The 13,510-nt window shown below is 44.8% G+C and carries 11 protein-coding genes; 3 read left to right on the forward strand and 8 right to left on the reverse strand.

Annotated features, from left to right (window positions below; translation table 11 throughout):
• Window positions 1-79: 79 nt before the first annotated feature.
• Complete coding sequence (locus AACT35_RS10905; protein WP_158227971.1) at window positions 80-976, reverse strand: META domain-containing protein; 897 nt, start codon at window positions 974-976, stop codon at window positions 80-82.
• Between AACT35_RS10905 and AACT35_RS10910 the strand changes: the two genes are divergently transcribed.
• A complete protein-coding gene (locus tag AACT35_RS10910; RefSeq protein ID WP_030008313.1) occupies window positions 975-1,178 on the forward strand; it encodes a hypothetical protein in 204 nt (67 codons plus the stop codon). The genes AACT35_RS10905 and AACT35_RS10910 overlap by 2 nt on opposite strands.
• A 15-nt stretch (window positions 1,179-1,193) precedes the next feature.
• Here the strand turns inward: AACT35_RS10910 and AACT35_RS10915 are convergent, their stop codons facing one another.
• The 7 genes from AACT35_RS10915 to AACT35_RS10940 all read right to left on the reverse strand — a co-directional run bounded on the left by AACT35_RS10915 (window position 1,194) and on the right by AACT35_RS10940 (window position 7,752).
• Complete coding sequence (locus AACT35_RS10915) at window positions 1,194-3,173, reverse strand: mechanosensitive ion channel family protein (RefSeq protein ID WP_099240011.1); 1,980 nt, start codon at window positions 3,171-3,173, stop codon at window positions 1,194-1,196.
• A 10-nt stretch (window positions 3,174-3,183) separates the two neighbouring features.
• Entirely contained in the window at window positions 3,184-3,531 is a 348-nt protein-coding gene (locus AACT35_RS15835) for a transposase (RefSeq protein WP_371410754.1), read from the reverse strand.
• A gap of 107 nt (window positions 3,532-3,638) precedes the next feature.
• Window positions 3,639-4,232 (reverse strand): L,D-transpeptidase, encoded by a 594-nt coding sequence (locus AACT35_RS10920; RefSeq protein ID WP_099240015.1) that lies wholly within the window; start codon window positions 4,230-4,232, stop codon window positions 3,639-3,641.
• A gap of 57 nt (window positions 4,233-4,289) precedes the next feature.
• On the reverse strand, window positions 4,290-5,273 hold the full coding sequence (locus AACT35_RS10925; protein ID WP_065711566.1) for an amidoligase family protein: 984 nt from the start codon (window positions 5,271-5,273) through the stop codon (window positions 4,290-4,292).
• 67 nt (window positions 5,274-5,340) lie between these two features.
• Window positions 5,341-5,889, reverse strand: a complete 549-nt coding sequence (locus AACT35_RS10930) for a hypothetical protein (RefSeq protein WP_052349741.1) — start codon at window positions 5,887-5,889, stop codon at window positions 5,341-5,343.
• Between the two features lie 106 nt (window positions 5,890-5,995).
• Window positions 5,996-6,613 (reverse strand): peptidoglycan-binding domain-containing protein, encoded by a 618-nt coding sequence (locus AACT35_RS10935; RefSeq protein WP_099240017.1) that lies wholly within the window; start codon window positions 6,611-6,613, stop codon window positions 5,996-5,998.
• A 305-nt stretch (window positions 6,614-6,918) separates the two neighbouring features.
• Entirely contained in the window at window positions 6,919-7,752 is an 834-nt protein-coding gene (locus tag AACT35_RS10940) for a hypothetical protein (protein WP_099240019.1), read from the reverse strand.
• A gap of 327 nt (window positions 7,753-8,079) precedes the next feature.
• Between AACT35_RS10940 and AACT35_RS10945 the strand changes: the two genes are divergently transcribed.
• Window positions 8,080-9,438, forward strand: coding sequence for an AAA-like domain-containing protein (locus tag AACT35_RS10945; RefSeq protein WP_158227972.1), 1,359 nt, complete (start codon window positions 8,080-8,082; stop codon window positions 9,436-9,438).
• Window positions 9,439-9,495: 57 nt separating this feature from the next.
• Entirely contained in the window at window positions 9,496-13,422 is a 3,927-nt protein-coding gene (locus AACT35_RS10950; protein ID WP_099240023.1) for an AAA-like domain-containing protein, read from the forward strand.
• Window positions 13,423-13,510 lie beyond the last annotated feature (88 nt).

Raw genomic sequence — 13,510 nt, forward strand, 5'->3', positions numbered from 1 at the left:
CAGGCAGTGGGGTCTTTCTCGGTAGGGGACGAGATTAATGCCTGGATTCGCCTGCAGTCACGATCATGACCAACTATTGTTAATTAAGTTTGAGGATGGCCCCTTCATCAAATGTGGGTTCCCCCAGGAGGTAAGATATCCCATCAGGTTGCACATCCCCTGGGAGCCGCTCCTGTTCAATGTATTGCTGACCGTCAAAAACATGGAGAACATAGGACGGTGTAGCACCACCACCAGATTCGGGGCGAATTAGATTTTGCCAGCCTGCTGCAACCTCGTCAGTGACAATGATCGGCAGACGACTAATCGGAAAAGAATTGATTAGGGAATAAGCGCAATCTTCCGGGGTTAGCAACAATAAATCACATCCTCCTGTGCCACAGAAAATAGAACCCATTGGATAGACTAAAACTTCTTCTTTTCCATCTCCGTTTAAGTCTACTCGACTGTAAACATAGCGTGCCTGCTGTCCATCTTCACCAATAATTTCTTGTCTATAGTCAGGGAAAGCATCGAGAATGGCCGCTTCGATGGCTGGGTCTGGTTCTGCTTGGAACAGTGCACCGATGGAAGAATCATATCGTTGCCAAACATAAATACCAGCATCGGCCATCAAACTCAGATAAAGTTTGTCATCTTCTAAGATGTAAGAGCGAATAAATGCTGTATCAGCGGCAATTTTTTCATCTAGACTAGGTTCAGGACAAAGGGCACGGGTTGTTTCTAAAGGGCCAAATTGAAAGGAACCGCCGCTTGTTTCGTTGTTAGCTTCGGCAGACCAATCACCAACACCACGATTACAGTTTAGTTTCATAGAGACTGTCCCGTCGCCTTTTAAGCGCATAATGTACAGGCGTGGATCATCGGGACGAATGGTGCCAATTGCGTCATCCATCGATTGAAACTCCACAAGATACCAGTCTGTATCGGCAAGGGAATGGTTTGGATCCAGTGAATCTTGTGTTGTTTGTTCCATGGATACTTCAGAAAATGAGTTGGGCATTTTTGTCTCCGTCGTCTGGCAGCCCATGAGCGGAGAACTTAACAGCAGCATTGTGACACCCGTCAACACTGATATCTGGGAAAAAGAATTACGCTTCATTATCATTTTTTTATTTCTCTCTCATATAATTTGTTACTCTGCCCCAGAAAAAGACTTTTTGTCTTCTTTATTTTAAATTTATAAATACTATCTAAGGATTGCTATTACTTTTTAATTGAAGTTTTGGAATGCCTATTTCAATGTTATTTTCATCAAAAGCTTTTTTCAAGCGACGGCTATATTCCCGTTCCACAGACCATTGTTCGAGTGGTCTAGTTCTAATAAGCAAACGAATCAAGATACCTGTATGAGCAATTTTATCAATTCCTAAGATCTCAGGTTTCTTGATAATTTTCTCATGCCATGCTGGATCACTATACAGTTGTTGTACCACATTGTCGATCACTTCTAAGGTGTGATCGACATCAGCTTCATAACTTACCTCAATAGCATAATTAACTTGTGACCAATCACTCGATAAATTTTGTACCACTCCAATTGACCCATTCGGAATGGTAATCAATTCACCATTTAAATTACGTAACTGGGTCGCTCGTAAAGAAATTTTCTCCACTGAACCATTTTGATCGCCAATTTTTACAGTATCCCCCACAGCGTACTGATCTTCCCATAAAATAATCACCCCAGCAATTAAATCTTTAAGTAAGCTTTGGGAAGCTAAAGATATTGCAAAGCCGAAGAAACCAAAGAAAAAGGCAACCGATTGGTTGATACTACCTAGCTCATGAAGATGATAAACAATGGCAGAACCTAATAACAAATAAATTATCGTCCTGAGCCAATCTTTGAACATTTTGGACAAGGTACGAGATCGTATCGTCAGGCGCTGTTGTAGTTGCCTTTCAGAAGATTTTTGGGCTAAGTATTCACAGAGAACATCACCTATTTTAATTGCCAACCTTGAGGTCAGCACGAGCACTAACATAAGTAATGGTGTACCTAGTGTTGCTTGCCGACCAAGGCTAATCAACCAATCTATGGGAGCCCAACTCGGAACAACGCTTCCAGCCCAAGTCCCACGGATCGTAACCCCTAAAATCCAATTACTGAAGGGACGAGACCAATAGAAGAGGCTACAAAGATAACCAATTCCAAGGAGCCATACCAGCCATTGAGTCCAAAATAAAACTGATCTATACAATGCATTCAAGTTGGATTTTGGGCTCATTGAAAAGTTCTGAAATTGCAGTTCAGTGACTTCCATGCCTCTCCAACTCTTTAATTGATCAACGATTTGATCTTGAGAAGCTTTATCTTCTGAATTTAAAAAGAATTCATCAAGATTGTTTTGTTTAGCAAATAACCATTTCTGCCCTCGAGATAGACAAAAATTAGCTCCAATCAGAGCAGTCAGAATCAAAAGGGCCTGTTGAGCCTGAGATAATAAGTGAGGAGTTTGACGTTCTTTCCAAGCTTGAATAAGATCACTCTTAGCTCTTGTCGCTACGTTATCTGCGATCTGAAAAGGTTGTGAGCCTCCCAATCGAGGCCTTTCAATATCAGCTTGAGTTACTGAAAACAGTACCTCTGGTAAATTTTCTTTTGGAAAGGAAACAAGGACTACAGTTATACCTTTTTGCTCATCAACACTGGTAATTAATTGTTCCTCTAGGATTTTCTCTTGTTGTTCTAATCCAATATTTTGGGGAACAATCTCTCGAGTATAACGGAGCATATTCTCTAAGACATTGACAAGCTTGCTATGTAAAATATAAGAGCGGGTTGACGCATCATAGATGCTTTCCAGAATATCATTGTCGGTTCTTAATTCGACGAATGAGGGGATAGTCCCAAGCATTTTTCCACTCAGAAAAACAGGGGAAACGTTTAGATTTCCTCTCCTGAACATTGGGGTATTATTATCAGAGATCAGAGTATTTTCCGGCAATTCTGAATTAGTAAACGATTGAGCAAAAGTTGGAAATAGACAACTTATGAGCAATGTAAAAATCAGTAGAAAAAGATTAATGAAATACGCTAAACTTTGTATTAATCTTCGGAGTCTTGTAGTTCTCATTTCAAAATAAAATCCCTCAATTAAATATACAAGATAAATCTCTAGAGTTTCGATAACTTGAAGAATTTTGAGTGGAAAGAGCTCATGAAACATGTTGAGATTATTAAATCAAGAAAAATATCCTGAAATACAAAGCTTGTGTAGACCTGCATGAGAGTGATCTAAGTTTTATGTAGAGAGAGTTGAAGAAGAAAACATTCCGGAAAAAGATGGAGAAATCGGATAGAGTAGCTTTTCGATCTCGCATGAAACGTTTCCATTTATGAGCAATATTCCTCATTGCTAAATACATTAGCCTAAATACGGAATCTTGATCAAGAAATACAGCTTTTATTTTAATTACTTTATACAGAGAGCGATTTAAAGAGTCAATGGTGTTAGTGGCATAAATGACTTTCCGAATCTCCATCAAATAATCGAAGATAGAAATGATTTTCTCCCAATGATTCAGCTAGAGTTGAGAATAACTGGGGTAAGCGTCCTTCCACAAAGAAGCTTAGAGGATGTCTAAAAAGGATGTGGCAACGTCTTTGCTCCTTCCTCTCGATTAATCAGAGCCTAAGGTTGAACGACGACTGCCGTCTCTAAACTGACCAGTTCAAAAAGTTGCTTGATGTCTGCATTGCGCATTCGCACACAACCATGGGAAACCGCTTGACCCATCACGCTTTCGTCTGGTGTGCCATGAAAACCAATGAAGTTTGTGCCGTCTGTCCAAAAACCAATCCAATGTTCCCCGAGGGGATTATCTTTTCCTGGGGGGATAATACTCCCGTTCCAGGGATGTTCCCAGGCGGGATTTTTGATCATTTGCATCACAGAAAATTCACCGGTGGGGGTTTCCCAACCTGCTTTGCCAATGGCCACAGGAAAGCTCGCTTTCAATTGGTCACCCTGGTAAACATAAACTTTTCGTTCTCCAAGCTGCAGATGAAGACGCACTGGCTGGTTAATGCTTGGAAGATAAGTGGTCGGACTGCCTAAAGGAGGTAGCGGCGCTTTGACTGAAGACAGCAATAGATCATTGAGGGAGACCTCGGAAGGTTGAACATCTTGGGCGATCGCCAACTGGGGCAGACTCAAAACATTACCCACAGCGATAAAGCCGATAAAGAGCGATAAGGTAGATTGGTGAAATTGAGTGTGCAGCATAATCAGTAGGATTGTCGGTAATGTATTTTTTATAAACTTGCAACCTAAAAGCAGAGATCAACCGACGGCTGACCATAAAATATCTTCCATGAGTTTAGCGGCTTCGATAACCGGCGTTGTCTCTAGCCAACCGGGAAAAATTCTCGCCTCAAAGGTATTTTTATTGGGAAGTCGGTAAATAAAATTTTTAATATTAAAATCACAATATTTCGTCAATTCCAGTTGTTTGAGATGTGTCACCGCTTCATCCCAACTAAGAGCCGTAAAACCTGGAGTATTAACCAAGAAAAGGAGTTCTTCGGGCCATTTTCCTAAGCGTTGACAATGGGGATTTGTCCTTACTTTTTGACGTAAATGCTCCCCTTCTTCCCATAGGGTATTGACGAGATTATAAAAAATAGGGGTAGAGCAGAGACGAGTGGCATCAAAGTGGAAATGGGTAGCCGCCTCTGTGGGAATTGTAAATCCCAGTTCCCGAGCAATGGCTAAGAGACTATCTAAGACAGCAAAATGATCCGTTTCAATGGGGGCTGTCACTAATTCACAGGGACGTTCCCGCTCCCCTGGTAAGGGCACGGCGATCGCCACAGAGGCACCAACCTCATCACTGACACGAAACATTCCCTCACTCTCTGTCATTGGTGTGCCAAATAATTCGGCAATGGGTTGCAAAATATCGGCGATCGCATCCTCTGGATTGACCTGACGTTTGATGAGATGTAAAAGCCTAGCGTCATCACTCACAATGCGATACCAATCCGGTAGGCTAGGACAACTTTTATCTAGATCTGCTTGGATAGTGAGATCATCCACACAGCGAGCGATAAAATTTCCCTTTGCATCCAGAACCTCGAAACCATGAGTTAAGTTCTGAAAGACTGGTTTACCGGGGACTTTACTGGGTTCTGACTGGAGAGAAAAGAAACGCTGGACGGAGCCTTGATATTTCTCGGCGATCGCTTCTGCTAAATCTTGTCGACTGAAGCCTTTGGGGGCAAGCAGTTCAAGCTCGAAGCCAATTTTCCAATTTAGGGTCGTCATTATTGAGTAGAAAAAATTAAGACAGGGCAAACTACCCTGTCTAGTTCAAAAATATTATCAAGTTGCCTTAGACGCCATCATATTGACGACGAGCGGCGTCCATCGAACGACCAAATTCTTGATAGTCGCCCCGAATTAAGAGTTTTTCGACGTACAATTTAGCGTGGAACGGATCTTGACTACCCCAATAGTTCGCTAGATCAACAGCATCATCATAGGTAAGACCCTTTTGATCAAAAAAGCAGAGCTGCTGACTAGACCAAAGGCGATCAACGGCAACCTGACGAGCCTGTCTTTGATCTGCACTGAGTTGATTGGGACTACTGATCTCGCCTAATAAGATCATCCCAATACGAACTTTCGCGTTACCGGCAGATTCTCCCCAGTAGTTCCCCAGAACTTGGGCATCACAGTAAGTGTACTTTCCGGAGTTGAAGAAAGCATCTAGATACTCAGCTTGGTTGGGTCCCTGAGCAACCAGAGAAGCAGCAGGGCTTTCAGGGGCCACTGGCTTCAAACTTCTCGCCTGAGCAGCTTCTGGGCCGAAAGAAACTGTCAAAATGCTGGTGATAAACCAAGAAACAAACAGGGTAAATAATTTAGGATTTAGTCCCATGGGAAATTCCTCACGACATGATGTTTTAGGTAAGGATGAAAACTGTATTAATTAACAGTTTTACTGAAAGCAACTCAAGAAAAGAGCAGGATTGAGAAAAGTCGAATTACCAAAGTCCACGGACAGGCTTGGCTTGGGTTGTTTCACTAATTTGTGTCGCACTACCACTCGTTTGGGTCACGGTTTGACGAACAGTAGTTCTTTGTTCGACCACTTCTGTTTGTCTGACGGATGCCGAAGAACTAGCTGTTGTAGACTCGACAGCAGCGGCAGAACTGCTCTGAACGTTGATGTAGGTGCCGGTGGCGATGTCAAGGCGATCGCCTGCCTCAAAGACAACATCTTCCTCATGGCTTTTGAGCGCCATCCAAGTGATGTCGTTCACTTCACCTGTTACTTCGAGCTGATAGGCATCTTGAAATGCTCTGACAGCTAGCATTGTGGCGGAGTCATATTCACCAGTGATTTTTCCTTCGTAATACCCTAACTCATGTAGTAGAACCTGGAGATCTTTAACAATCGTTGGATAGTCTTTAATTCTGAGGAAGGGAGCACTGATGAAGTTGTATTTAGACAATCGACCGTCTACATGCTCATCACCACAGTCATAACGAATATCACGATGGTGACACATCTCCGCATGGGCTGCAGGGCTCAACACCACAGCACCAGGGATAAGCAGGGTGGCCGCAGCAAAGCCTAATTTCTGAACTGTATTTTTCATAAATTTAGAAGAGTAGCGAGGTGGGACTGAGTGAGTTGTTAACTACAAGTCACACGCCTACATTTTAGTTAAATTGAAAGGATTGATTGGCATCAAATATTAAGTTTTTGTGAAAACAAATGAGCGTTTTACTCAAATTTAAACACAATTATTGAATCATTCTTGTTTGAATGAAGCAGCACTTCCAGAATGAAATTTCTCTGGGCGAGAACCTATGATTTTTAGGTCTTATTTGGAGAGACATTCTTGCGAGAACACCAGCTTAATTAATTGAGGAAATGCCGTAATTTTTTTCGAATGAAGTCTTAACCACCATAAACTGCAGCATCGGGAATATCGATGAACAAATTACGATCAATACCAATAGACCAAGTATCCCCTGACTTGCCCCAAGTGAGATCATTACTAAAAGAACTGGTTACATCACCACCATTGAAATTATAGGTAACCTCATTACGATTAGGGAAAAGTACAGTGATAGAGGCATCGCCGCCACCATGGCGCTTAATACCCCCAGGACATTGCTGATCTTTATCCGCATCTCCTACGGAGCATTTGAAATATGCAGTTGCATTGTAGTAATCCATCTTGTCTGCGTAGGGATTGTCCGGCAATGAATTGCTCGGAGATTTATTATCACCACCACCACTAAACAAACTGCCGATCAGTAAGCCTAAACCGGCACCAACGAGGGCTCCGACGGTGCTACCATTACCATGGCTGTCATCATCATGGGATGCTTGGGGCGGATGTGCGGTGTCTACTTTCACAGAGAGACGATTCTGACTCCCTGCCGTATTCCAGATGAAAATTTCACGGTCTCGGTCATATTGGTGGGTAACTGAGTGAATACCATCCCAATCCTGAACTTCTAGATAGTCTAGACTGCTACCACGAAAATCATATTGGGTTCCATTATCCAATTGAATGACAACTGACTGGTCATACTGACCATTTTGCAGATGCTGCGTTGTGCAATAACCATCATAGGCTGTTGAGCTATTGATACTGAGCTTACAACGTCCGTGGTAACGACTGAGCACTTCGGCAGAAGCTGCAAGGTTCCACACCAGCCCCTGACTGGTCATGAGCACACTGGCAATGCTTAGGGTTGAAATTTTCTTTAGGGTTACCGACATAATTTAATAAGATTATTTAGTCCCTTAATACTATTCCATAAACATGACGATAGCCGCCTTACAAATATGAAAAGAAGATAAAAAACTTTTCGCAAATCAATTTTTATTAACATTCACATTTGGGACTACCAATCAATTCCAGATAGGGACAACCTTAAATGAAATAAATGAAATAAGCACAAAGAATTGTGTCACAAAAAAGATAGAGAAGAGGTTGCTACCTAAATCAACAAAAAACTATGGAAATAAAACAGATTTCGCTTACAATCTTAATATCTCTGGTCTTTTACATTTGTTTATATATTTAGTGTCTTTCAATATCAAAAAGTGAGTGATCATCTTTCTAGCCAGCGAAAACGAGGGGTTGTCTTAAGTGCCTATGGTCGCCAGCGTTTACAACAAGCCATCCGGCAAGTAGAAGAAACAGAGAATCAGAGCAAGCCACTCCTGTTCAAAGAGATTAGTCAGCGGGCAGGGATTTCGGCAGCAACTATTAGTCGGATCTGGTCCAATGACTCTAGCGTTGATAGACGGTCGTTGGTTGCTTTGTTTAGAGCATTTGACCTTGAATTAGATATTGTTGATTATCAATTTTCTGAGGATCATTACGCAGCACAAGGAATAACAACAGTCACCGCGTCTGCTGCGGCAGCTAAGCCATCCCAAGGATTAACCTATCCCAGCGGGCCTCTCCCCTTAGATTCCCCCTTTTACATTCCCCGTCCTCCCCTTGAGACCAGGGCCTGCCATGAAATTGAACAACCAGGCTGTGTTGTCCGGTTGAAAGCACCATCTGGGTTTGGCAAGCGTTCATTACTGCTACGGATTTTGGCCCATGGGGAACAACTAAATCACGGGATTGCCTTTGTTGATTTGAAACAGGCAGATCCTGATATCCTGGCCGATAGTGGCAATTTCTTGCGCTGGTTTTGCAGTGTTTTTGCCCTTAGTCTTGGGCGATCGCCAAACCTAGAAGATCATTGGAGCGATATTTTAGGCAATACCCTCAGCGCGACGACCTATGTACGAGAACAACTACTAGAACCCCACTCCACCCCATTACTACTCAGTATCCAAGAGTTACATCGGCTCTTTGCCTACCCAGCAAGTGCCCAAGCTTTTTTGCCCATGTTGCGATCTTGGCATGAAGAATCCCGCCGCAATGGGATCTGGGGCAGATTACGACAGGTGGTGACCTATGCGACGGATCACTACCTACCACTAGATATCAACCAATCACCTTTTAATATTGGTTTGCCGCTTTTGTTGTCAGAGTTTACCCCGGCCCAGGTACAGACCCTAGCGCAGAACTATGGCTTATCGCTGGAAAGTTTCAATTTAGATCGCCTCTTCGCTCTATTGGGTGGTCACCCATATCTCCTGAATCTCGCCTTTTACCATCTCAGCCAGGCCGACCTCAGTTTCGACGAATTGATTCGTACAGCGGCAACGCCCAACAGTATCTTTTACTCATATCTACGACGGCTCTTGGTCAACGTACAAGATGGCCCAGAACAAACTGCTCAACTCAAAACTTTAGTCATGGGCGATGACCCCGTTTCCCTAGACACAATTTTGGCTTATCAATTAGAGGCAGCAGGGCTCATTGAGCGTACTTCCGGAGGGTGGTTCATTAAGTTAAATCTATATCGAGACTACCTAACCCATGCTCTCTCCCAAACATAAGGCAAAATTGATTTATAAATTCAGCCCTTAAGTAGGGTCTTAGATGGATGTAGCCGCATGACTAACCTGCACTATAACGTTGGTGGCTGTTTACAAGCAGATTCTCCAGATTATGTCGTGCGACAGGCGGATAGCAAGCTTTATGAAGCATTAAAAGCGCGAGAGTTTAGCTATGTTTTCAGTGCCCGCCAGATGGGTAAATCATCTCTCCTCGTGCGAGTGCAACAACAATTGCAACAAACCGGAGCCCGCTGTGCCTATGTGGATATGACACGGTTGGGCAGTATCGGTCTGATTCAAACCCAATGGTATGCCGGGGTGAGCATGAGTATACTTGAGAGTCTGGGGTTAGGGTACCAGAAGGATTTTTGTCAATGGTGGCAGGCAAATCAAGCCTTAACCCTAGTACAACGCCTAAATCAGCTTGTAGAAGAACTGTTACTTCCTGACCTTGAGGGGCCACCCTTGTATATCTTCATCGATGAGCTTGACAGTCTGCTGAGCCTAGATTTTTCTACCGACGATTTTTTTGCCTGGATGCGTTCCTGCTATAACCAGCGCTCCCATGATCCACGCTACTGTCGTCTAACCTTTGGGCTATTTGGGGTGACAACCCCTTCCGATCTGATCGCTGATAAGCAACGTACTCCTTTTAATTTGGGCCGTGCTATTCCCCTCACAGGTTTCACCTTAGCTGAAAGTAAACCCCTCCAACCGGGCTTAGAGCCTTGGGTTAGCGATCCAGAACAGGTTTTGAAGTGCATTCTCGATTGGACAGGCGGGCAACCGTTTTTGACCCAAAAGCTGTGTGATCTTGTGCTACAGACTGCGCAACAGGCTGATCAGGTGCCGTTAGCGTTATCAGCAGGGATGGTCGAAGTTTGGGTTGAAGGCATTGTGCGATCGCACCTCATCGAAAACTGGGAATCTCAGGATGAGCCTATTCATTTACGTACTATCCGCGATCATCTACTTTGGCGTGAAAATCGCACAGGTCGTTTACTCGGTATTTATCGACAACTGCTGCAGGAGGAACCTGTCTATACCGATGACAGCCGTGAACAAACCGATTTAGTACTCTCGGGATTAGTCGTTCGTCAGGGAAATCAACTCACCATCAAGAACCGCATTTACCAGCAGGTTTTTAGCCTCAACTGGGTTGACCGTCAACTCCATCAGCTGCGCCCATACGCTAATATCCTGGAGCAATGGCTGGCCTCGGGTCGTCAAGATAAATCCTATCTATTACAGGGGCAATCCCTGCGAGATGCTGAACAGTGGGCCAGAGACAAAAGCCTGAGTGATATAGATTATCAGTTTTTAGCGGCCAGTCAGGATATTGAACGGCAACGGATTCAGGCAGCACTTAATGCTCAACAAGAGAGTGAACGCTTTTTTCGGCAGTTGGCGGAGGCGGTTCCTCAGATTGTGTGGATTGTTGAACCGGATGGTAATCTCTCCTATGCCAACCAACAGGGCCATGATTTTTCGGGTCTGTCCCTCCAAGATCTGGCTGGCACCCAGCGGCATAGTCTGATCCATCCCGACGATCTTCATGCCAGCTTAGCGGCTTGGGACCGGGCTTTTGCCACCAAGCAAGCCTATGAAGTACAGCTGAGGATGCAGGACGCCCAGGGACAATATCGGTGGTTTTTAAATCGAGCGGTGCCCATTTGTGACCATAACGGAGAAGTGATCAAATGGTTTGGGACAAGTACCGACCTCGATGAAGTCAAACGTAAGGAGGAAGCAAAACGGCTACGGGAAGTAGAAGCCCGCCTCGTTGAACAGGAAAAACGGCAGCGCCTGCAACGCTGGTTACTCGGCTCAGTCAGTGCCGCTTTTTTAATTTCCAGTACATTGGCTGTCTTTGCATGGCACCAAAAGCATCAGTTTGCTCTGCAAGAAATTGCGGCGATCGCCAATCAATCGGAAGCCCAATTCGCTTCTGGGAATCGCCTTGATGCTCTAGTCACTGCCCTCCAGGCCGAAAACCGTATCCAAAAACTCTGGTGGCCCCCCAGTCCATTGGTGCACCAGGTTGAACAAAACCTACGCAAAGCAACATTTCAAGCCGTGGAACGTAACCGGATTAATACAAATCAGGGAATCATCCTCGGCCTTGCCTTAAATCCGATCAATGGACACATGGCCTCGGCCCATCACCAGGGGGAAATCGTCCTCTGGAATGCAGAGGGGACCCAGATAAAAATTCTTGCCGGCCATCAAGGGGAAGTGCATGACATTGCGTTCTCATCGGACGGTCAGGTCCTGGCCTCTACAGGGAAAGATGGCACCCTGCGGTTGTGGGCCGCGGATGGCACTCTGCTCAAAACCATCGATGGACACCGGGGCAGAGGGATGGCCCTTGATATCAGTCCCGATGGACGATGGATCGCGACGGCCAGCGAAGATAACACCGTCAAGCTCTGGACGATAGAGGGAGAATTGGTCAACACATTTAGAGGACATCAGAACTTTGTTTGGGATGTGGCCTTTAGTCCGGATAGCCAAACCCTCGCTTCTGCGAGTTGGGACAATACGCTGATTCTCTGGAATTTGCAGGGTGATACATTGCAAACATGGTCTAATCCCACCGAAAGTAACCGTGGCGAAAATCGTCTCGTCAGCGTTGCCTTTAGCCGGGATGGGCAAACCTTGGTGACCGGGGACTGGTATGGCAATCTGGTTTGGTGGAATTTAAATGGGACGGTACAGCAAAGCATTGCCGCCCACACTAGTGCCGTTGTGGATCTAAATTTTAGTCCTGATGGAAAAACCCTCGCCTCTTCCAGTTGGGATAATCGGGTGCTGCTCTGGGATCAAGCTAGCCACCAGATTAAAAGTTTGATGGGTCATGTTACTGGCACCTGGGAAGCAAATTTCACCCCGGATAGTCAACAAATTGTTTCGGGGGGAGGGGACGCTATGCTCCGCACCTGGCAACCGCAGCCGCATAATTTAACAATTCTGCGAGGCCATCAATCCTCGATATGGGGGGTTGCCATTGCCCCTGACGGCACAATCTTTTCAGCCAGTGCTGACAACACAATTAAACAATGGAATCGAGCCGGACAACTCCTGCAAACCTTAGCCTTTGGTGCCGGTGCCAGTGGTGAAATATGGTCGGTGGCTGTCAGTCCAAATGGTCAGGCGATCGCCGCCGCCCATAACAATGGTCAATTAAGTTTGTGGAACATAGATGGCCAATTACAAAAAACGGTCAACGCCCATCAGGATGTGGTATTTGATGTGGCCTTTAGTCCTAACGGCGAGGAACTATCAACAGCCAGTTGGGACGGCTCCGTCAAGTTATGGCAGAAAGAAGGCACATTGATACAAGCCTTAACTAAAGATCATGACCGACTATATACAGTCGCCTTTAGCCCTGACAATCAATGGATTGCAACTGCGGGGGAAGAAAAAGTTCTCTGGCTATGGCGACGGAGTGAAACAGATCATTTTTCACTTCAGCCCCAATTTGCACTGCAAGGTCATAGCGATACCATCCTGGATGTAGCCTTCAGCCCCGACAGTCAGAGGATTGCAACGGCGAGTGAAGATGGAACAGTGAAGCTCTGGGCCATGGATGGTACTTTACTCACAACCCTTAAGGGTCATGAAAAACGGGTGAATACGGTAACTTTTATTCCCGCCAATACTGGCTTACCAACGGAGTGGGGTACCGTTATCGTGACAGGAAGTTGGGATAATTCGGTTAAATTATGGAGTCTAGATGGCACTCTCCATCTCACCCTGGAGGGTCATGAAGACCGGGTTCTGGATATCGCCTTTCGTGCTGTGGATGAGAACCATCGTCCTTTGCTGGTTTCTGGTGGTTTAGATGATGTGGTGATTCTTTGGGAGATGGATCATTTAATCGACATGCAACAGATTGTGGGCTATGGTTGCGCCTGGGTACAGCCATATCTTCATCAAATTGACAGTAAGTTTCGTTATCAGCAACTTTGCCAAGATGATTAGCTTACCAAATAATCACTTAAGCTATCGTTAGCAGGCTTAATAAGATAAAGCTTTTAATGTAAATGTAATGTTCGCCAACAACACTTAT

The sequence above is a fragment of the Synechococcus sp. BDU 130192 genome, from assembly GCF_963876085.1.
In the GTDB taxonomy this organism is placed as follows: domain Bacteria; phylum Cyanobacteriota; class Cyanobacteriia; order Cyanobacteriales; family MRBY01; genus MRBY01.

What these genes read in the sequence shown, in the direction of transcription:
- AACT35_RS10905 (WP_158227971.1), bottom strand. Translation starts at nt 976, where the DNA reads ATGGAACAAACAACACAAGATTCACTGGATCCAAACCATTCCCTTGCC.
- AACT35_RS10910 (WP_030008313.1), top strand. Translation starts at nt 975, where the DNA reads ATGGATACTTCAGAAAATGAGTTGGGCATTTTTGTCTCCGTCGTCTGG.
- AACT35_RS10935 (WP_099240017.1), bottom strand. Translation starts at nt 6,613, where the DNA reads ATGAAAAATACAGTTCAGAAATTAGGCTTTGCTGCGGCCACCCTGCTT.
- AACT35_RS10940 (WP_099240019.1), bottom strand. Translation starts at nt 7,752, where the DNA reads ATGTCGGTAACCCTAAAGAAAATTTCAACCCTAAGCATTGCCAGTGTG.
- AACT35_RS10920 (WP_099240015.1), bottom strand. Translation starts at nt 4,232, where the DNA reads ATGCTGCACACTCAATTTCACCAATCTACCTTATCGCTCTTTATCGGC.
- AACT35_RS10925 (WP_065711566.1), bottom strand. Translation starts at nt 5,273, where the DNA reads ATGACGACCCTAAATTGGAAAATTGGCTTCGAGCTTGAACTGCTTGCC.
- AACT35_RS10950 (WP_099240023.1), top strand. Translation starts at nt 9,496, where the DNA reads ATGACTAACCTGCACTATAACGTTGGTGGCTGTTTACAAGCAGATTCT.
- AACT35_RS10930 (WP_052349741.1), bottom strand. Translation starts at nt 5,889, where the DNA reads ATGGGACTAAATCCTAAATTATTTACCCTGTTTGTTTCTTGGTTTATC.
- AACT35_RS10915 (WP_099240011.1), bottom strand. Translation starts at nt 3,173, where the DNA reads ATGTTTCATGAGCTCTTTCCACTCAAAATTCTTCAAGTTATCGAAACT.